This window comes from Nocardia sp. NPDC051900 (genome assembly GCF_044452545.1).
In the GTDB taxonomy this organism is placed as follows: domain Bacteria; phylum Actinomycetota; class Actinomycetes; order Mycobacteriales; family Mycobacteriaceae; genus Nocardia; species Nocardia sichangensis.
The window spans coordinates 135,105-154,189 of sequence record NZ_JBITBU010000008.1; the positions used below are offsets into that span (position 1 = coordinate 135,105).

The window sequence follows — 19,085 nt, forward strand, 5'->3', positions numbered from 1 at the left end:
TCACCCTTCTCGGGATCGCAAGCGCCCGCCACTACTTCCGATCGATCGGCCGCCCGACGCCGAAGCCGGCTATCCGGCCTCGCACACGAAACGATCCGCGTCCATCCCCCACCTGAAGGAGATCCGCATGAACCCGGCCCACGACCACACCATGAACACCATCACCAGCGCCGTCGCACTCGGCCGCGAAGGCCGTCCGGACGACGCGCGGGAAGCTCTGCTCGCCGTATGGGCCTCGCTCGGCCCACAGGGCGACCCACTGCACCGGTGCACCCTCGCCCACTACCTGGCCGACTTGTACGACGACGCCGCCGAAGCGCTCACCTGGGACATCCGCGCACTGGACGCCGCCGACAGCCTTTCGGACGCTCGCGCTCGAACCTTCGACGAATCACTGCGGGTGACCGCGTTCTACCCGTCGCTGCACCTCAATCTCGCCGACGACTATCGCAGGCTCGGCTCGTTCGACGCCGCACAGCGTGAAATCGATGCCGCTCGCACACGTCTGCACACGCTCGCCGACGACGGCTACGGGGCGACGATCCGAACGGCGGTCGACGAAGTCGAGTCGGCTATCCGCGAACGGCGCACCGAACCCCGGGCCTCGGCCCCGACCGGAGGCCGCTGAAGCGCGAGCAGCCCGCACCGATTCGGTGCGGGCTGCTGCGGAGCGCGACTACTTCAAGCGAAGCTTGCCGAACAGACCGTCCTTCTCGTCGTCCGGTCCCGCGGTGAAGTACAGCGAGTCGGCGTCACCGAGGCTCTCGCCGTTGCCGAACATCAGCGCCCACAGTCCTTCGATGGCGACCGGCTTGCCGTCGGCATCGCGCAGGTAGTCGGCGAACTTGCCGGTGGTGTCGTCGTAGGCCAGCACGTGCCCCGCGCCGCCGAAGTTGCCGACCAGCAGTTTGCCGCTGAGCGGACCGAACCCGTCCGGCGCGATCGTCACCGCCCACGGGGCGTTGAGGCGCTTGCCGTCGTCGATGATCCGCACCAGTTTGCCGCCTGCGTCGAACTCGGCGAGCTTGCCCTTGTCCGGCTTCCCGCCCTCTTTGTCCTTGTCCAGCGAGTCCTCCTCACCGGCATCGAACTTGGTCGCGTCCTTCTCGTCCGGCTGGGTGGTGGCATAGGCGACGAAGACCCGGTTGCCGATGGTCGAGACGTTGAACGGCGCGGGATCGCCGGGCTTGGCCTTCTTGCCCTTCTCCGGCGCGGCCGGGTCGATCGCGTCGCCGGTGGCGAACGGGTTGGCGAAGCCGGTGGTCGGGATCAACTGCCAGTTCTTGTCGAACGTCCGCACCTGCGGGTCGGCGCCGAAGTCCGCGGCCAGCAGCTTGTCACCGGAGGGAGCCAGCGCGATCCCGAAGAACTGCATCCCCTGCGACTGGCCGTCGAAGACCAGGTTGGCGGGGCCGTCGTGGCGCACGATCCGGCCCTCGAAGCCCAGTTCGGTCCAGGCGGAGATCTTGCCGGAGTCGGTGGCGAAGATGAACCGCGCCGAACCGTTCAGCGGCCCGCCTTCCTCCTCCACCGGCTGATCGTGGACGACGAACAGATCGGAGGTGATCGGCGCCGGGTTGAACACCACGCCGGTGGTCTTGCCCGCGCTCTTGTCCGAGGTGTCGGCGTCGGCGCCGGGGATGGCGACGATCTTCAGCGGGTCCTGGAACAGCTTGTGCACTTTGTCGTCCGAGGACTTGGTCACGTCACCGACGAACTGGAACGACTTGCCGCCCGCGCCGACCCAGAAGTGCCCGCCCGCGCCCTTGGGGCGGTTGGCCAGCCCCCAGGCGTTCACCAGGTCGGGGAAAACGAACTGCGCCTTGTACTCCGCGTTGTTAGCCGCGAGATTGGTCTGGACGTATTTGTTGCCGTCGAGCGCGGGCACCTCGTCCGACTTCGAGTCCGAGCAGCCGGCCGCCACGACCAGCGCGACGCCAAGCGCCGACGCGCGCAGCAGACCACTTCGGGTCCGCGACCGGGGCGTACCGCCACGGCGCGACTCATTCCAGCGTCCGTTCAACTTCTTGTTTCCTTTCCGACCACACCACATTGGTGATAAGGCGAAGCTAACCTTAGCCTGCGGCAAATTAGGGAGTACCCGAACGGTTCGACAAGTACGGGTTTAGGCTGTTCGCCGTGGTCGAACCCCAGCCTGCGATTGCCCTGCACCCCGATATCGCTCCGCTCGCTCCGCTGCTCGGCACGTGGCGCGGTAATGGGCAGGGTGAATACCCGACCATTCAGCCGTTCGGCTATGTCGAGGAAATCCGGTTCGGCCATCTCGGCCGCCCGTTCCTCACCTACCGGCAGAAGACCCGCGCCACCGACGACGGCAGGCCGCTGCACGCCGAGACGGGCTATCTGCGTTGCCCGCGCCCCGACCGCGTCGAATTGATCCTCGCCCATCCCACCGGCATCACGGAAATCTGCGAGGGCTCGCTCGCCGTCGAGGACGGCACGCTGCGCATGGAATTGAACTCCACCGCCCTCGGCCGCAGCAGCACGGCGAAACTCGTGACCGCCCTCGGCCGATCGCTGCACCTCTCCGGCGACACCATCGACTACACACTCCGGATGGCGGCGGTCGGCGAACCACTGCAACATCACCTGGCCGCCACTCTGCTACGGAATTGACCCCGGCCGGAAGGTGCTCGGCAACCGGCGCCGCCCACTGCTCAGCTCGCTGACCAGGTCTTCGTAAGCGACCGCTGATTCGGCCAGCCGCTCCCACGCGAACCAGAGGTCCCACTCCTGGTCGTCGGCCATGGCCGCGTGCGCGTACGCGCTGAGCCGCGCCAGGCGGTCGACCACCGAGCCGAACGATTCGGTGTGCAGATAGGCTCCGCCGCGCGCGGTGGGCAAACGAACCTCGACCCAGCGGTCGATGTCCCGAATCAGCCGTGACCGGCGCTCATCGCCGCCGCAACTACATTCCCCATCCACCCGGATGCGGCGAATATGGAGGTCAGCCAAGGTGCGCGCCCGCAGCAGCACGGGATGTCCCGGTGGCGGCACGTCTTCTCTACAGGCGCGCAGTAGTTGACTTCGCGTCGGCAGTCCTTCACTCATACCGCACCTTTCCCGCCCGCGCGGGCCAGCACGCAGTTCACGATCACCATCCCGGACGGACGAAACGTATCCCGCGGCGCCACCACCCAGCGGCGGAATACGCCGTTCGCGTCGGCGGGTGACGGCAGCGCGATTTCACTGCCGAACGGCACGATCGAAACGTCGACCCGGAACAACGCGGCGAACAACCGCACGTCGTCGGGCAGATCCGGCCTGCACAGGAAAGTCCATCGGCGAGAACGGATATGCGCGATCACCGGGCCGATCGCCTGACCACGGAAAAGCATGTCGTCGCGCACGCGCTGCCCTAGCCTGTCGGGCATCGTGATTCCGCCCACCACGCCCGCCTTCACGACGATGCGGCCGATCTCCGGATGTATCCCGGCCGGCAACCCACAGGTGCGGCGGTAAAACGCGCAACGGGACGCGGGAGTGTCCGCGAATGCCGCATGATTCATTCGCCATCCTCGATTCACATAGTTCGGTACGCGAAATCCCGGTCGCTGGACCTGGAACCGTTGGCGCGGTTAAGGTTTCAGCACTTCTTCGATTGGGTCCGGGCGCGTTCAGTGAAGCACCGGATATCGCTGGGCGGGAATGTTCTCAGTGGTGGAATCGGGCGGAAACGGCCCAGGTTCCAAGGCCCCCCGCCACAAGGTTCCAGTTAGGTACCCGACCAATACTTAGACTACGAAAGGGATTTCGTCGTGAGTTCAACCGGATCCAGTCTCCCCCGCCGCATGCTGGGGCGGCAGCTGCGCGAGCTGCGGATCGAGTCAGGCGTCAGCGCGGAGTACGCCCGCGACGCGATCGACGTGGGCAAGCAGACCCTCTGGCGGATGGAGACCGGGCAACCGGTCCGGCTGCATCCGCTGTTCATCGAGCGGCTGTGCAAGGTCTATGGGGCGTCGGAGGAGCGGACCGCCATCCTGCTCAACCTGGTCGAAGAAACCAAACGGACTGGGTGGTGGCACGCATTCGATGACACCATTCTCAAGGACTTCAATCTCTTCGTGGAGTTGGAGGCAACAGCCAAACGACTCGTCTCTTACCAAACGACCCTGCTTCCAGGGCTCTTGCAAACCGACGAGTATCGACGCGCCTTGATCTGGGTCAGGTTCCCGACGATGGCTGGAGCGGAGGTCGAACGATGGATCGAGGCGTTCAGGCGACGAAAGTCGCGCTTGGACAACACCCGCGACCCGCTACGGCTCGATGCCGTCATTGATGAATCCGCACTGCGCCGGGCGGTCGGCGGCCCCTCGGTCATGAAAGACCAGCTCAGTCATCTACTGCGAGTCACTACACAACCGAATATCTCTGTGCGGGTGGTTCCGCTCGCAGCCGAGGCGTATGCAGGGCTCAACGTCGGCTCGTTCGTGATGCTCGACTTCCCTGAGCACCCGACCGCCCCTCTCACTGAACCACCGGTCGTTTACATGCAGGGGTTCACCGGCAACCTGTATCTTGAGAAGCCTGACGAGGTCAGGCAATACCGCCAGGCGTATGCCGACATCTTGCGATCGGCTCTTGACCAGGAGGACAGCCGAGCCCTCATCCGCAAGATCGCCGAGGAGTACTCCGAATGAGCGCCAGCCTATCTGATGCCACCTGGTTCAAGAGCAGCTACAGCAGCGCGGAGAGGGACTGCGTCGAGGTCGCGTTCCTCCGCGAAGGCTCGGTGAGCGTACGCGATTCGAAGAATCCAGCCGGACCTGTGCTTGTGTTCACGCCGAGCGTGTGGGATTCGTTCACCGGCTGCATTATCGAGGGCGGGCTGGACGTGGCGTGGGCCTGATGAGGCGACGCAGGCGCCCCGGGCACTCCCAGATGGGGCTTGGGGCGCTCACCCTATCCGCGATTCCCCGACCTTCTGACCGCTTGCACCAGGAGAAAGGCACCGGTAGCGTCGTCATTCGCTGCGGGGGGCGGAGAAGCCGGTCCGGCCCCAAAGAGGCCAGAGGCAGCAAACCGGCGCAAGGGGATTCGGATGACAGGCAGTTCCAAACCGCTTCAGCTCGCGGTTCTCGCCGTCGGTGCTGTACTCACCCTAGCGGGCTGCGACTCCTCTACTGACAGCGGCGACCGACCAACAGTTGCTGGACAAGCGTCAAGCACGCCCAGCGTCGCACCTGATGTTCCATCCGGATACGACACCTGCAAGGACATCCCCCAGTCGGTGCTGGACTCCGAAAAGCTGAGGCGGCAGGACACCGGTAACTCAGATGCCAACGGTAGCCTCAAGTGGCGGGGGTGCGTCTATGGTCGGACCGACGGATATTTCGCGACCATCACAACGACGAACGTCACTGTCGACATGACACGAGCGAAAAACTTCCCCGATGCGACAGAACTAACCATAAACGGCCGCAAGACGATCATCAGCCGTCAGACGGAAGGCCGCCGTGAAGCCTGCGTGGCGAACGTATCGATGAGCAACGGCAGCCTCGACATCAGCGTTCTCAATCCTGCGTCAAATAGGGATACCGGCCAGACGGATTCATGCGTGATTGCGCGTACGCTCGCAGAGAAGATCGCTCCCACTATACCTGCCAGTGTCTAACAAGTAATACAAGCTCGTCGGGAGGGACAAACTATGAGCGACGACAATCCGTCACAGACACGACCTATGGCGAACATGCTTGCGGCAGCACGCGAAGGCCAACTCTCCGTGGCGATGAAGGCCGAAGATTTCATCTATATCGATCGCGACTGCAACTACTTCAAAGACGCGATCCGGCGTATTCAAGTCGTGATGAACGAGGTAAGTCGCCACGAGCAATGGGGGCTTGGTGAGACAACAGAGGGAATGGTGTCGGCAAATACGCTGGTGAGCAGGTTCAAGAAGAAAGCAAACCTCGCAGACGACCGCAACAGCGTGTCCGAAATCCTCGATGATCACTACCGCATCGTCGAAGACATCCAAGAGACTTACAAGATTGTGCGCGATCGAATGATGCAGTCGGACAGTGACTTTGCCGCTGACTTCAACAGGCTGAACACCACCCTTCCAGAACGCCCGCCGGTCCAACTGCCGTACGGCCCGGTTGCCCTCCCGGACGGAACCGGTAAATGAGCGGCTACGAGGGCACACGCATACCCAACGGCGGCGAACACCCCGACAGCTGGGCACACTCGCAGATCAATGATGCATTCGATCCACTCAATACGACCGACGCGGTCAACCAAGCGGACAAATACTGGAAAGCCCGAACCCAGTGGGAGCAGGGCGTGGAGACCTTTGCCCGCTCCATCCAGACCTCCATCGCTCAAGCATGGTCCGGCCCCGCAGCGGAGCAATCCAAGAACGCGATCGCCAAATACACCACCGACGCGCAGAATCTGACGACATCCCTAGAGGAGTTGTACTGCCGGGTCCGCGACGCCGCCACCGCGATCGCCAATACTAAGAAGGCGCTCCCCGACCTCGTCAATTTCACGTTCGGCGAGCGCATCTTCCACCCGACACGCTGGAGCCTGAGCGGCGAACGATCCGAGGCCGAACAGTCGGCGCGGGTCGCGATGAAGGAATACTACGTCCAACCGTTCAGCGAGATGGACGGCAAAATTCCGGTGCTGCCCACGCCGGTCGGCCCGACCGCGTCGGTGGACATCCCAGCGCCTCCGCCTGGCGGATACCACAGCGACGACAGCGGCGGCCCTTCGTCGAACGACTCCGGCAACGGTCCTACCAGTACCGATTCCGGCACTCCCGGCGATAAGGACGGCGACGGCAAGCCCGATACGACGAGCACCGAAGAACAGCAGCAGTCCACCGACGAGTCGACCCAGAACCAGCAATCCTCCGACACGACGGCGTCCGATACCACGACCAAGCCCGCAGGCGTGGACCCCACGTCGACGACTCCCGCCTCCACCACGGACCCGACGAAGACCACGTCGACGGGCACCCCGACCCCGCACAGCCCGGGCACACCGGGCAGCCCCGGCACGCCCGGCACAACGAACCAGCCGCAACCGGGACGCAGCATCGCGGGCGCACCGGGAACGCCGAACACATCAATGAATCCGGCAGCCGCGGCGCGGACCACCTCCGGACTGCGAGGCACGAGCGGAACGTCGGGCATGATGCCGCACGGCTCTCGCGGCAGCGGCAAGGACGATGAATCCGAGCACAAGACACCGGACTACCTGATCACCCAGGAGAACACCGACGAGCTGCTCGGCGAGCCCCCGAGAACGCTGCCCGGCGGCGTCATCGGTGGCACCCCCGACTGACTGCCCGCACACTTCTCGACTCGGCGCACGCCCGCATCCACAGGTCGCGGGCGTGCGTGGAGAGTGGCCGCTCCGACGCGGCCGGATTGGACTTCACATGGCTGAATGGACCTGGGAAACGGACGATTTCGCCGCTCTCTGGTACGGCGACGCGCACGATCGCATCCCCAGCCCACTGCGCTACACCAGCCGTTTCGCCTTCCGCGACGACTTCGCCGCCCACCGCACCGCCGTATGGCAGCGCTACTCCGCGGACGAACTAGACGAGATCGCCGCGGCCTTCCGCACCCTCGGCGACTCCGATCTCCGGATCGAAATCCTCGGCGGCACCTGCAAGCACAAGAACAGCACCGGCCCCGACGACATCCGCGAGTACCGGATCCTCGGCGCCCGCGACAGCTACCGCGCCGTCATCCTCAGCCAAGCGGGCAACCAACACGAACACGGCCCCATCCGCGCCCGCATGTTCCCCGCCGAACAACTCCCGGCACGCCTCGTGAACGCCATCCCCGCCTGCGCCCCCGGATCAGAGAAACCCGCCACCTTCCACCCCGACGACCTGATTCCCCGCCGCGACACCTACCTCCAGGACAACGCCCGCAACACCCCCCGCGAGCAATACCAGCGCCTCCTCGGCCGCCCCGTCGACGGCGGCGGCACCGCCGTCCTCATCACCGCCCCCCTGCACACCCACACCAAACCCACCAAAGTCCTCCAGTGGCACGACATCTCCACCGACGGCCGCTACACCGAACACCGCACCGACCACATCACCGTCCGCCCCACCACCCCCACCGACCTGACCACCCACTTCACAACCTGGATCGACCAAGCCCTCCAACGCCTCGCCGCCACCCGCCCCGAAAGTTGGTAGATACGTGGACAACTCGTTGCGCAGCCGCTTGCCGACGGCCCGGCACGCCCGGTAGTGTCGGGAACCCAATGGGGAGTTCATCGGCCTGTATGAATATGTAGACAGGCTACCGAGAGGGGAGTTTTGGCGAGCATGAATATCGCACCGGTAGAGTTCGCTGGACGGCGACTTTCCGAGTATCAGGCACTGTCGGTTTCGAAAGCGGACAAGTGACGGCACACACCCCGCCTCCGTGGGATGACCCGAATTATTGGGATGACGAGCCCGACGACGACAGTCGGCGGCAGGATGAATCGGCAGCCGTAGATCGGGGTGGCAACACGGCCGGTATCGAGCACGACACGTTCACTCTGCCGCAGAAGTCCGCGCTGGTATCAGTGAAAATAGCTGAAGACTGCCTGCCAACGGAAGTGAAACTCAGTCGCAACTGGAAGGACAACTGGGAGCCGTCGCGCTACGCGGAGAGCATAATGACCGCATACAAATACGCCCTCTATGAACGGCAAATTCGTTATGCCGAGTCCGGCTCGATCCCGAAATCGGGGATGCCATCCCTGCACGATATCGCCCCTGCACTTCTGCGAACGCGAGATACTCATGAATACCAAGAGACCTTCGCACGTCTGATAGGTCCCGTCACGTACGAAGCGCACGGCTCCGGATTGACCGAATCCGATAAGCCCGCTCTCACCGTGACTGCGAATGAAAGAAGGATTATCGCTATCCGACTCGATCCGCGATGGGCGCAGTCTGCCGAACCCTTCACGATCGCCCACGATATCGTGGCATGCGCCGATCAGATCCGCGCGATGAAGCCGGTTTTCGTCAGAGATCCTCACCTCGATCAAGAATCTGAGGCGGATATTTCCAAGCGCCTTGCCCAGCACATTCGACAACTCACCGAGAACGAGATCTGATGGCAGACAATCTATCCGTAGAACTGGATCTACTCGATCGAGCATCGAAAGCCTGGACCGACACCGTGGATCAGGCACTCTACAATGCTGCAGACCAAATAGAGCCACTGAAATTTTCGAGGATTCAGTTCGGCATCTTCCAAGTCCCCTGGGATCAGTACACCCAGACCGCCGCGTATATCCAGAATCGCCTTCGTGAAGGGGGCGCCGAGGCCACCGAAATGGGTGTCGCACTACATAGAGCGGCGGCCACTTACAGAAGCCAGGACGAAGCGAGTGAAGGCGATCTCAAAAAATTGGATGTGGACTTCAGCATATGACCGAAACGCTCAAGAAGGAAGACCTGGACAAATCAATCGGCGACTTCAAGAAAGCGCGGAACGATTGGAACAATTTGCCGGACAAATTGAACGACGCGGTGGATGGCCTGAAATGGAAGGCGCCGCCACTCTATGCGCTGGTGACTTCAAAGCGGGACGACGCACAGGTAGAACTCAAGAAGGTGATGGATAAATTCGTCGAGATCGGCGAGGGAATTGCCGCACCGTATCTGTTCATTCAGTACGCGGCCGACTGGCAAGCTGTAGGTGGTACGGTTCGAGGTGCGGAAAACGCCCAATCGAACTCTACCGTCAGCCTGGACGGGCATTGGACCGGAGCCGCAAAGGATCGGTACAGCGCGTCCCGTACGAGCCAGCAACAGGCGATGACCACCACAGCAGAACTGTGCGACAAAGTGCACGATCAGCTGATCTCCTTAGCCAGAAGCGGACATGCGCTCTACACTGAGATCGTCAAAGCCATTGTCGGATTTTACGCCAAAATAGTTGAGTTGATCGTCGACATCGCCGAGGTAGTCGGAGCACTGGAGGCCGCTGGCGTTGTAGGACAACTGGCCGGACAAGCCTTCACCGCGATGGCCGATATCTTCACCGCTGCCGTGGGTAATCTGCAAGAGCAGGGGATCGCGGCGAACGAACTCAAGAATCTCCGGAACAACCCGCGCGGGCTGCCGAACAACACGTGGCCGAGCTCCGTTTCCACCACTTTCGACGACCCAAAGCTATGGGAGCTGGCAGTCAAATGATCTCGCTACGTCGCACCACCCGGCGATTTGCGCGGTACGCTTCAGCCCTTGCAGCGATAGCCGTAGCATGCACGGGCGTCGGCTGCGGATCGACGCCCGACACGGACATCAGCTCGATGACGACGAGCACGGTGTCATCGTCGACGACCACCGCGAAGATAGCCAGTTGCTTTCCGACGCAGAAGATCGAAGAACCCGATCTAGCGAAATTCGCCGCCGATCTTCGGCTTCCACCCGAGGTCAACCTGTTCGATGTGAACTTCGGCATCGCCGCGGACGAGCGGGGCAGGGATATCGTCTTCGTCCATCTCTGCGTACCGGCGTCTACGAATCCTGATGGTCTTCGGGCGGTAGCGACCACCGTCGCCCACGCTTTGAAGAAGAGCGAACTGGGGGCGCGTACAGGCACCTTGTACATCGCCGACACTGGCGCCGCGAAGATAAAGTACCGGTCATATCTGGCGGACCACGACTTCCAAGCGCATCGATGGGATGGCACTCCTTCTCCGGAGGCCGAACTCGCGATGTGGGAGATCTACGACGTGCCATGAGGTTTGATTGGATTCCGTCGGTTGGTGACCGGTTGGTGGACAACATCGCAGCCCGCAGCGGTGGACTGCGGGCTCCACGGGGCCGGGAGGCGCGGCCGAAGCTGTCGGTGGTGAGGCAAGTTCCGACGGAAGAGGGAGGGGATTCCAATGGGGTATCCGTATGGCGGCGTCAGCCGCGAGCTGCCGCCGCCGGGGTTCGGCCGTCCTGAACCACCCCCGCCCAGCGGTGCCACCGCGATCTTCGCGGCTGCGATAACACTGAGCATTGGGTTGATGTGCGCTGTCGGAACCTTCTCTGGGGCCACATTCGCATACGACAACCGGAAGTACTGGTCGGGCGAAATGGCCCTGACCCTCGGGTTGGTCGGGGGCGCGGCCATCCTCTATGTACTCGGAGCGGTCCTGCTGATCTTTCGCACCACAGTCGGTAGGGTGCTGGTGATCATCGATTCCGTCCTCGGAGTGATCTACGTCGTCGCCATGGTCGACCACACGGGGAAACCGGCTTTTCTCATCCTTGCGACGCCCGTGCTGATCGCTCTCGTCCTTGCCGCGATGAAGCCGACCGGACGCTGGATCGCCGCCAAACGGACCGTCCACAACCGGAGGATGTAGGGCCGGACGGCTGTGGGTTCTCCGGCCGACCATGGTCGCCGAACAGCGCAGCCGGATCGGCGAAGTGAGGTTCAGCCCTGCTGATGCGGGGCTCGACGCCGCAGCATCGCGTGGTGGATGTAGTACTTGTCGACCTGGCGGGTGAAGACGCTCACCAGTTCCCAGCCGAAGTGCACGTCCAGCCATTCGATGCAGGCGGTCAGAGTCGACAGGGTTCCGTTGTGGTCGGGCTTGGTCAGGCCCATGTCCCATGCCAGAGTCCGTCGAGGCTGTGCGCAGATGACCAGGTATCTGCGTCGGTAGGTGCTCATGTCGACGGTTCCGTCCATGATGGCTTTGACGTCGAGGACCCGCCCGGGACCGGCTGGGAGCAGTGGAGGCCGACCGTTCATGCTCCGATTCCTGCCTGCGCGGATCGACGGGAAGGACAAACCAGCGTGCCGGTGGGAGCCCAGCCGAGTCCGGCTCTACTGTCCCACATAACGATTCCGGCACCGCTCCGCTCGGTCAACGTATCCCCCTCCGACGCAACGCGCTCGACAGCGCGGTTGAGGTCCACGATAGCGGGCTCGAAACAGGTGCTGTCGGAGACCGGTGGCGCCCCCGGCGCCTCGGAACTGTCGCTGTGTCCATTAGGACTCCGCTGAGCGACGTCTGACCAACGCCGATTCAAAACGGACAAAAACGGAGTGGCTGACTTATTGCCGAGGTAGCGGCGGTGGGCGCTAATGGAAAGAGCCGGGCCACTGAGTGAGTCGGGGCGCCCTCCCCCCGGCGTAGAGAAACAATCTCCACGAAACCAGGAGGCATCGCCGTGCCCACAATCACTTCGATCACACCCACCTCGGGCCCCACCACGGGAGGCACCAGCGTCACGATCGCGGGCACCGGGTTCACCGGTCCGCTGACCGTGCGGTTCGGCTCCACCGCAACGACTTTCACCATCGACTCCGCCATACAGATCACGGCCGTCGCTCCCGCGGGGTCGGCCGGTGCGGTACAGGTGACGGTCAGCGATTCGGGCGGGACCAGTAACGGGGCCACCTACACCTATCTCGCCGTCCCGGCTTTGACCTCCATCGCCCCCGGCCAGGGGTCAACCGCCGGCGGGACGTCGGTCACGCTCACCGGGTCCGGACTGACCGGTGCCACCGCCGTCACTTTCGGCACCACACCGGCGACTTCGTTCACCGTCGACTCGGATACGCAGATCACGGCCGTCGCCCCGGCGGGCACGGGCATCGTGTCGGTCACCGTCACCGCTCCGGGCGGCACCAGCAACGGGGTCACCTTCATCTATGTCGTGGTGCCCACCATCACGGCGGTCTCCCCTGCTTCGGGTCCCGCATCGGGCGGCAACAACGTCACGATCTCCGGCACCGGGTTCACCGGCCCGCTGACCGTCCGGTTCGGCAGTACCGCCACGACCTTCACCGTCGACTCCGCGTTGCAGATCACCGCCATCGCTCCCGGAGGTGCGACCGGATCCGTGCAGGTCACCGTCACCGGCTCGGGTGGCACCAGCAACGGCGTCACCTACACCTACGTCTGATCGAGACAGCCCACGGGCCGTCGCCGGGAATCCGGCGGCGGCCCGATCGCGTTGAGCGCCTGACTCACCGCGAGCTTCTCGCAGTCCCTCTCGAGCAGACCGTCCCGCAACAGCAGGATCCTTCCTTCACACCGGCGACCGACAGCGGCCACGTGCCCGGAGGCCCACGCGCCGTGGAACGGCTCGGCACCGATAGTGACTGCGCGCGACGGGATTCCGTTCTCAGGAGGGACAGTCGCCAGCAAAGGCGACAGTCCCGGCCTGCCATGTCGGCGAGAACAACTCCGGGGCAAGGCCCGACGATCCGTTCCCGGCGCGGTACCCGGCGCTGGTCAACACGTGGCAACAATCTGGAAAACGGACAAAAACGGATCATCCTGCACGTTGCCGACGCGCTGTTCCTGGGGCATAACGGAGTTAACCGATCCAACACCAGCTTCGGGCACCCCCGCTTTGGAGGAACCAGCAAACAGAGAGGCAGCGCCATGCCTACATTCCTCTCCCCGTCTTCGGGACGGCACGCGCGGGCTTCTCGTGTCACGGTGGCGACCGGCATTCGAGTGGACAGCACCGCGGTGGTGCGGGCGACAGCATCGCATCACGAACCGTCATCCACCGCACACGGGTTCAACTAGATCCCGCTCGGGGCGGATTCCACGATACCGACACGGTCCGAACTCGCGACCGTGTCCCAATGGACCCCGACACCTGGGGTGCGGCGCACAGTTCCCCAGTCATCGGGCTTCGAGACCGGCCGGCGGCACCGTCGATGCCGCAGCAAGAAAGAAAGGAAAGAACCGATGAACAAAGTAATCACGTTCCTGCACAGTGAGCCCGTCCGCGCATTGTTGTACCCACTGCTGGTCGCGCTGATCGGGTACGGAGTCGCCAAGGGCGTTGTCTCGTCCGACCTCTCCGGATTCGTCCTCGCCATCATCGCGGCGGCGCTGGGCCTGCCCGCGGTCGAGTCGGCACGCCACCGGGTCAGCCCGGCGCCACCGGACAGCGGTGAACCAGCATGAAAGCGACCAAGGAGAAGACCCGCCACGACCCCTTCGAGGTGGTGCTGTGCGCTGTCTTCGGCGTCTCGATGCTCTTGCAGTGCGTCTACGGGCCGCCACCTGATTCGGCGACAGCGGCCATGCCGTCGGGGCTCCGCACGCTGTGGCTGGTTCTCATGCTGATCGGCTGCGCCACGACGCTGGTCGGTCTGTTCGCCCGGCATGTCTGGGGGTATCTGATCGAGCAGGTCGGTCTCGGGGCGCTCGGCTGGTCGCTGGTGGCCTTCGGTGCGCAGCTGCTGCTGTTGCAGCTCGAGAACCGAAGCCTCGGCGCGGCCACGTTTCTCGGCGGTCCGCTGCCGATCGCGCTGGGCGTCGCGTTCCTGTGGAAGCGCCGCCAGGTGCTGCAAGACGTGCGGACGTTGCACGCGGTGAAGGTGAGGGAGGCGTCATGAACCTGGTACAGCAGTCGCCGCTCTTCGCCGCGCTGGTGCTCATCGCCAGCTCATCGGCGCTCTCGGCGGCGGTGACGGCGTGGTTCAAGCGCGGCGACGTCGACGCCAACATGACCAAGACGAAGGCCGACGCGGCGAAAGTCCTCAGCGACCTGGCCATTTCGCAGACGCAGCAGATGTCCGAGCAGATGGGCGAGTTCCGCATGGCGCTGCGGGCACACCGGGAGTGGGATCGGAAGATGGTGACGCGGGTGCGGCAGGCGGGCATCGAATTCGACGATCCGCCCGAACTGTTCCTGTGACGCGGACAGGAGCTCGACGAGCGGGACACCGCGAGGCCATTTTCCAGTGGTCGCCGAATGTTCGCGGCTCTCCGTGCTCCGGCCACCCGCTTCGCGTCGGCAAACAATCGGCGGCGTCGCGACGCCGCCGAAAACATCGCTGCCGCAACGCGTGCCAAGTAGTTCACTTCGCAAACAGACACGCCGGCACCTATCCGAAAACGGACCAAAACGGATTCCAGACATGTTGCCAGCCTCCGTATCTCGGAGTGAGATGGAAACCAGCCGGGCCATGGAATGTCGGCGCCCCCGGTGACAGAGGAACAATCACCACGGCAACAAGGAGGCGTCATGCCTACCATCACCTCTCTGTCCCCGACATCGGGACCGACCACGGGTGGTACGAGCGTCACGATCACGGGCACCGGATTCGGCGGTCCCACCACCGTACGATTCGGCAGTACCGCAACCACGTTCACGCTCGATTCCGCCACCCAGATCACTGCGGTCGCACCCGCCGGATCGGTCGGCACCGTGCAGGTCACCGTCACCAACTCGGGCGGGACCAGCAACGGGCTCCCCTACACCTATGTCGCCGTTCCCGCGTTGAACAGCATCACTCCCAATCAGGGGTCGACCGCGGGCGGAACGACCGTCACTCTGAACGGATCCGGCTTCACCGGCGCCACCGCGGTCACGTTCGGCAGCACACCGGCTACGTCCTTCACGGTCGTCTCCGACACGCAGATCACGGCCGTCACCCCGGCCGGAACGGGGATCGTCCCGGTCACCGTGACCGGTCCCGGCGGCACCAGCGGCGCGGTCCCCTATACCTATGTCGTGGTCCCCACGATCACGTCCATCTCGCCGACTTCCGGTCCCACCGCGGGCGGTAACAGCGTCATCATCACCGGTACCGGGTTCACCGGCCCGCTGACGGTGCGATTCGGCAGCACCGCGACGCTTTTCACGATCAACTCCCCGACTCAGATCACGGCCGTCGCACCCGCCGGGAGCGGAACCGTGCAAGTCACCGTCACCGGATCGGGTGGAACCAGCAACGGCGTCGCCTACACCTACGCGGCGGTGCCCACGCTGACGAGCATCGCCCCCAGCACCGGGCCGGTGACCGGCGGGACGACGGTGGTTCTCACCGGAACCAACCTGACCGGAGCCACAGCGGTCACCTTCGGTGCCACACCGGCGACCTCGTTCACGGTCAACTCCGCCACCCAGATCACCGCCGTCGCACCGGCCGGAACCGGAACGGTATCGGTCAAGGTCACCACACCGGGTGGAATCAGTAACGGCGTCGCCTACACCTACGTCGCGGTGCCCACCCTCACCACGGTGGTCCCGAACACTGGACCGGCCGCGGGCGGAACAACGGTAATTCTCACCGGAACCAACCTGACCGGAGCCACAGCGGTCACCTTCGGTGCCACAGCGGCGACCTCGTTCACCGTCAACTCCGCCACCCAGATCACCGCCGTCGCACCCGCCGGAACCGGAACCGTATCGGTCACCGTCACCACAGCGGGCGGGACGAGCAACGGAGTCGCCTACACCTACATCGCCGTTCCCGTCCTCACAGCGGTAGTGCCGAACGTGGGTCCGGTGTCGGGCGGAACGACGGTCGTTCTCACGGGAACGGGACTGACCGGAGCCACAGCGGTCAGCTTCGGTGGCACACCGGCGACCTCGTTCACCGTCAACTCCGCCACCCAGATCACCGCCGTCGCACCCGCCGGAACCGGAACCGTATCGGTCACCGTCACCACACCGGGCGGAACCAGCAACGGAGTCGCCTACACCTACGTCGCGGTGCCCACCCTCACCACGTTGGTCCCGAATGTCGGACCGGTTTCCGGCGGAACAACCGTCGTTCTCACTGGAACCGGACTGACCGGAGCCACAGCGGTCAGCTTCGGTGGCACACCGGCGACTTCGTTCACCGTCAACTCCGCGACCCAGATCACCGCGGTCGCACCCGCGGGGACCGGAACCGTATCGGTCACCGTCACCACCGCAGGAGGTACCAGCAACGGAGTCGCCTACACCTACGTCGCGGTGCCCACCCTCACCACGTTGGTCCCGAATGCGGGTGTGGCAGCTGGTGGGACGACGGTCGTCATCACCGGCACCGGGTTGTCGACAGCTACCGCGGTCGACTTCGGCGGCACCCCGGCGACCTCGTTCACCGTCAACTCCGCCACTCAGATCACGGCCGTCGCACCCGCCGGAACCGGAACAGTGTCGGTCACCGTCACCACAGCAGGCGGAACCAGCAACGGCCTGCCCTACGCCTACATTCCGGTTCCCACCCTCACCACGGTGGTCCCGAATGTCGGACCTGCCGCGGGCGGAACAACAGTCGTCATCACGGGAACCGGGCTGACCGGTACCACCGGGGTGGACTTCGGCGGTACACCGGCGACCTCGTTCACGGTCGACTCCAATACGCAGATCACCGCCGTCGCACCCGCCGGAACCGGTACAGTGCAGGTCACCGCCACCACATCCGGCGGAACCAGCAACGGCCTTCCATACACCTACATCGCAGTTCCCACGCTGACGGCAGCTGTCCCGAATGTGGGCGTGGAAGCGGGCGGTACGATCGTCGTTCTCACCGGGACGGGGCTGACCGGAGCCACAGCGGTCGACTTCGGTGCCACACCGGCGACTTCGTTCACCGTCGACTCCGCCACCCAGATCACCGCCGTCGCACCCGCCGGAACCGGAACGGTGCAACTCACCGTCACCACAGCGGGCGGAACCAGCAATGGCGTGGCCTACACCTACATTCCGCTCCCCACCCTCACCACGGTGCTGCCGAATGTGGGATTGGAAGCCGGTGGGACGATCGTCGTCCTGACCGGGACGGGGCCGTCCACCGCCACCGCGGTCACCTTCGGCGGCACACCGGCCACCTCGTTCACAGTGCTCTCCGATACGCAGATCACCGCGGTCGCACCCGCGGGGACCGGCACCGTACAGGTCACCGTCACCACCGCAGGAGGTACCAGCAACGGAATCGCCTACACCTACCTCGGGGTTCCCACATTGATCACGGCGCTGCCGAACGTGGGGTCGGCGGCGGGCGGGACGACGGTCGTCATCGCCGGTACGAACCTGCTCGGAGCCACCTCGGTGGACTTCGGCGGCACACCGGCGGCGTCGTTCACCGTCGACTCCGCGCTCCAGATCACGGCGGTCACACCCGCCGGGACGGGCACCGTACAACTCACCGTCACCACTGCAGGAGGAACCAGTAATGGCCTTGCGTTCACCTACATCTGACGGCTGAAGCGGCTGGGCCGTCGGCAGGCTTGTTACCGGCGGCCCAGCTTCGTCGCGGTCGAGCGACTACGACACGAGTCTCCGCCATTGTGGACGGAGGCTGCAGGGGTTAAGGGGGTTTCGTTGGCGACCGTACTCAAGATGCTGCTGGCGGAGCGGCATCTCAAGAGTCATCACGATTTTCTGGCCGCGTACGACCGGTGCGCGGCGCGGCTCGATCCGCCCATCCCGCCCGGGCACGGGCCGGCGAAGGCGCAGTACTACCAGTGGTTGTCCGGGCGCATGATCGGGCTGCCGCGCGACTATCACTGCCGAGTGCTGGAGCGGATGTTCCCGGGCTGGACCGTTGAGGGATTGTTCCAGATGGCCAACTCCGCACCCGTCGACATCCCTTCGCACGAGACGGGATTCTCCGGCGTCGAGGCCTCACTCGAGGCTTTCCTCGGCGCCGAGATGATCACCAACGGAACGACGCTGGTGTACTCGGCATTCGAGTTGGCACGGCCCGCCGCGCAAGCACTTCGAGCGGCGGGCATCGGCCAGCAGCGTGTGTTCCAGAAGCATGGGGGCGCGTTCGGGAACCGATACGTCGACCTCCCGTCGGTGGTGGCGGAGAACGATCTGCGGGGATTGCTGTATGTGCTTTCCTTCCTGCAACGCCACACCAGCATCCCGGTCGACGTCCGCAGTGACCGCGATCTCGTCGCGCGCCGCGACCGCCCGTGCATCAGCTTCGGGCTGACCGGCAACGACTGCCTGCGGTTGTATCTGGACACCGTCGAGCGTCCGCTGTTCACCGTGCGCGACAGCGTCGCCGAGGACGGTTTCCGTTCCGTGCATCTGCGACTGGCCGACGGAAGCGGGTACGACTCCGGCGACGACCGCAACATCGGCGTCGTCGCCCGGGTACGCCCGAGCCCGGATCGGCATCCCGGCCGCTACTGGATGCATTGCGGCGGTTTGGGTCCACGGGGCACCGCCGGAGCGGGATGGTATCTGGCCCACTCGTGGGGGGCTCTGCAACAGCGTGCCGGTGATCACGACTTCGTCGCCGTCATCGGTGTCGACCAGTACTCCGACCACACGGTCAGCTTGGAGCATCTGCTGATCGGGCCGGCCTCCGGTGAATGACAGTGCGAGC

23 protein-coding genes are annotated in these 19,085 nt (G+C 64.5%); 19 read left to right on the forward strand and 4 right to left on the reverse strand.

Annotation, left to right across the window (positions count from 1 at the left end; genetic code table 11):
- Positions 1 to 127: 127 nt before the first annotated feature.
- The gene (locus tag ACIA5H_RS15430) at positions 128 to 628 is read left to right on the forward strand and encodes a hypothetical protein (RefSeq protein ID WP_397076581.1); all 501 of its coding nucleotides are present in this window, start codon (positions 128 to 130) and stop codon (positions 626 to 628) included.
- A gap of 48 nt (positions 629 to 676) precedes the next feature.
- Here the strand turns inward: ACIA5H_RS15430 and ACIA5H_RS15435 are convergent, their stop codons facing one another.
- Positions 677 to 2,023, reverse strand: coding sequence for a TIGR03118 family protein (locus ACIA5H_RS15435; RefSeq protein WP_397076582.1), 1,347 nt, complete (start codon positions 2,021 to 2,023; stop codon positions 677 to 679).
- Between the two features lie 116 nt (positions 2,024 to 2,139).
- Between ACIA5H_RS15435 and ACIA5H_RS15440 the strand changes: the two genes are divergently transcribed.
- Positions 2,140 to 2,637, forward strand: coding sequence for a peroxynitrite isomerase (locus tag ACIA5H_RS15440; protein WP_379251432.1), 498 nt, complete (start codon positions 2,140 to 2,142; stop codon positions 2,635 to 2,637).
- Here ACIA5H_RS15440 and ACIA5H_RS15445 read toward each other — a convergent pair.
- Complete coding sequence (locus tag ACIA5H_RS15445; RefSeq protein ID WP_379251433.1) at positions 2,626 to 3,072, reverse strand: DUF4254 domain-containing protein; 447 nt, start codon at positions 3,070 to 3,072, stop codon at positions 2,626 to 2,628. The two genes, ACIA5H_RS15440 and ACIA5H_RS15445, sit on opposite strands and share 12 nt — an antisense overlap.
- A complete protein-coding gene (locus ACIA5H_RS15450; RefSeq protein WP_397076583.1) occupies positions 3,069 to 3,395 on the reverse strand; it encodes a hypothetical protein in 327 nt (108 codons plus the stop codon). Before ACIA5H_RS15450 ends, ACIA5H_RS15445 begins: the two co-directional genes overlap by 4 nt.
- Before the next feature lie 384 nt (positions 3,396 to 3,779).
- Here ACIA5H_RS15450 and ACIA5H_RS15455 point away from each other — a divergent pair, with 384 nt between their 5' ends.
- The 11 genes from ACIA5H_RS15455 to ACIA5H_RS15505 all read left to right on the forward strand — a co-directional run bounded on the left by ACIA5H_RS15455 (position 3,780) and on the right by ACIA5H_RS15505 (position 11,355).
- Positions 3,780 to 4,661, forward strand: a complete 882-nt coding sequence (locus tag ACIA5H_RS15455; RefSeq protein WP_397076584.1) for a helix-turn-helix domain-containing protein — start codon at positions 3,780 to 3,782, stop codon at positions 4,659 to 4,661.
- On the forward strand, positions 4,658 to 4,870 hold the full coding sequence (locus tag ACIA5H_RS15460) for a DUF397 domain-containing protein (RefSeq protein WP_397076585.1): 213 nt from the start codon (positions 4,658 to 4,660) through the stop codon (positions 4,868 to 4,870). Before ACIA5H_RS15455 ends, ACIA5H_RS15460 begins: the two co-directional genes overlap by 4 nt.
- A 192-nt stretch (positions 4,871 to 5,062) precedes the next feature.
- Positions 5,063 to 5,635 (forward strand): DUF3558 domain-containing protein, encoded by a 573-nt coding sequence (locus ACIA5H_RS15465; protein WP_397076586.1) that lies wholly within the window; start codon positions 5,063 to 5,065, stop codon positions 5,633 to 5,635.
- Between the two features lie 33 nt (positions 5,636 to 5,668).
- A complete protein-coding gene (locus ACIA5H_RS15470) occupies positions 5,669 to 6,148 on the forward strand; it encodes a hypothetical protein (RefSeq protein ID WP_397076587.1) in 480 nt (159 codons plus the stop codon).
- Positions 6,145 to 7,311 (forward strand): WXG100 family type VII secretion target, encoded by a 1,167-nt coding sequence (locus ACIA5H_RS15475; protein WP_397076588.1) that lies wholly within the window; start codon positions 6,145 to 6,147, stop codon positions 7,309 to 7,311. The genes ACIA5H_RS15470 and ACIA5H_RS15475 overlap by 4 nt, the downstream gene beginning before the upstream one ends.
- A 97-nt stretch (positions 7,312 to 7,408) precedes the next feature.
- A complete protein-coding gene (locus ACIA5H_RS15480; RefSeq protein WP_397076589.1) occupies positions 7,409 to 8,185 on the forward strand; it encodes an ESX secretion-associated protein EspG in 777 nt (258 codons plus the stop codon).
- Between the two features lie 209 nt (positions 8,186 to 8,394).
- Positions 8,395 to 9,102: a hypothetical protein gene (locus tag ACIA5H_RS15485; RefSeq protein ID WP_397076590.1), complete on the forward strand. Its 708-nt coding sequence runs from the start codon at positions 8,395 to 8,397 to the stop codon at positions 9,100 to 9,102.
- A complete protein-coding gene (locus ACIA5H_RS15490; protein ID WP_379251442.1) occupies positions 9,102 to 9,422 on the forward strand; it encodes a hypothetical protein in 321 nt (106 codons plus the stop codon). Before ACIA5H_RS15485 ends, ACIA5H_RS15490 begins: the two co-directional genes overlap by 1 nt.
- A complete protein-coding gene (locus ACIA5H_RS15495) occupies positions 9,419 to 10,189 on the forward strand; it encodes a hypothetical protein (RefSeq protein WP_379251443.1) in 771 nt (256 codons plus the stop codon). Before ACIA5H_RS15490 ends, ACIA5H_RS15495 begins: the two co-directional genes overlap by 4 nt.
- 116 nt (positions 10,190 to 10,305) lie before the next feature.
- A complete protein-coding gene (locus tag ACIA5H_RS15500; RefSeq protein ID WP_379251444.1) occupies positions 10,306 to 10,740 on the forward strand; it encodes a hypothetical protein in 435 nt (144 codons plus the stop codon).
- Positions 10,741 to 11,013: 273 nt separating this feature from the next.
- The gene (locus ACIA5H_RS15505; RefSeq protein WP_397076591.1) at positions 11,014 to 11,355 is read left to right on the forward strand and encodes a hypothetical protein; all 342 of its coding nucleotides are present in this window, start codon (positions 11,014 to 11,016) and stop codon (positions 11,353 to 11,355) included.
- A 71-nt stretch (positions 11,356 to 11,426) separates the two neighbouring features.
- Here ACIA5H_RS15505 and ACIA5H_RS15510 read toward each other — a convergent pair whose 3' ends face one another.
- A complete protein-coding gene (locus tag ACIA5H_RS15510; RefSeq protein WP_397076592.1) occupies positions 11,427 to 11,747 on the reverse strand; it encodes a hypothetical protein in 321 nt (106 codons plus the stop codon).
- A gap of 422 nt (positions 11,748 to 12,169) precedes the next feature.
- On the opposite strand from ACIA5H_RS15510, the gene ACIA5H_RS15515 reads away from it, so the two are divergent.
- The 6 genes from ACIA5H_RS15515 (at position 12,170) to ACIA5H_RS15540 (ending at position 19,075) form a co-directional block, all read left to right on the forward strand.
- Positions 12,170 to 12,907 (forward strand): IPT/TIG domain-containing protein, encoded by a 738-nt coding sequence (locus ACIA5H_RS15515; RefSeq protein ID WP_356961338.1) that lies wholly within the window; start codon positions 12,170 to 12,172, stop codon positions 12,905 to 12,907.
- A gap of 800 nt (positions 12,908 to 13,707) precedes the next feature.
- Positions 13,708 to 13,929, forward strand: coding sequence for a hypothetical protein (locus tag ACIA5H_RS15520; RefSeq protein WP_355069956.1), 222 nt, complete (start codon positions 13,708 to 13,710; stop codon positions 13,927 to 13,929).
- Positions 13,926 to 14,363, forward strand: coding sequence for a hypothetical protein (locus ACIA5H_RS15525; protein WP_379251447.1), 438 nt, complete (start codon positions 13,926 to 13,928; stop codon positions 14,361 to 14,363). Before ACIA5H_RS15520 ends, ACIA5H_RS15525 begins: the two co-directional genes overlap by 4 nt.
- On the forward strand, positions 14,360 to 14,665 hold the full coding sequence (locus tag ACIA5H_RS15530; RefSeq protein ID WP_356961335.1) for a hypothetical protein: 306 nt from the start codon (positions 14,360 to 14,362) through the stop codon (positions 14,663 to 14,665). Before ACIA5H_RS15525 ends, ACIA5H_RS15530 begins: the two co-directional genes overlap by 4 nt.
- Positions 14,666 to 14,995: 330 nt before the next feature.
- Positions 14,996 to 17,944, forward strand: coding sequence for an IPT/TIG domain-containing protein (locus tag ACIA5H_RS15535; RefSeq protein WP_397076593.1), 2,949 nt, complete (start codon positions 14,996 to 14,998; stop codon positions 17,942 to 17,944).
- Positions 17,945 to 18,067: 123 nt separating this feature from the next.
- Entirely contained in the window at positions 18,068 to 19,075 is a 1,008-nt protein-coding gene (locus ACIA5H_RS15540; RefSeq protein ID WP_356961332.1) for a hypothetical protein, read from the forward strand.
- Positions 19,076 to 19,085 lie beyond the last annotated feature (10 nt).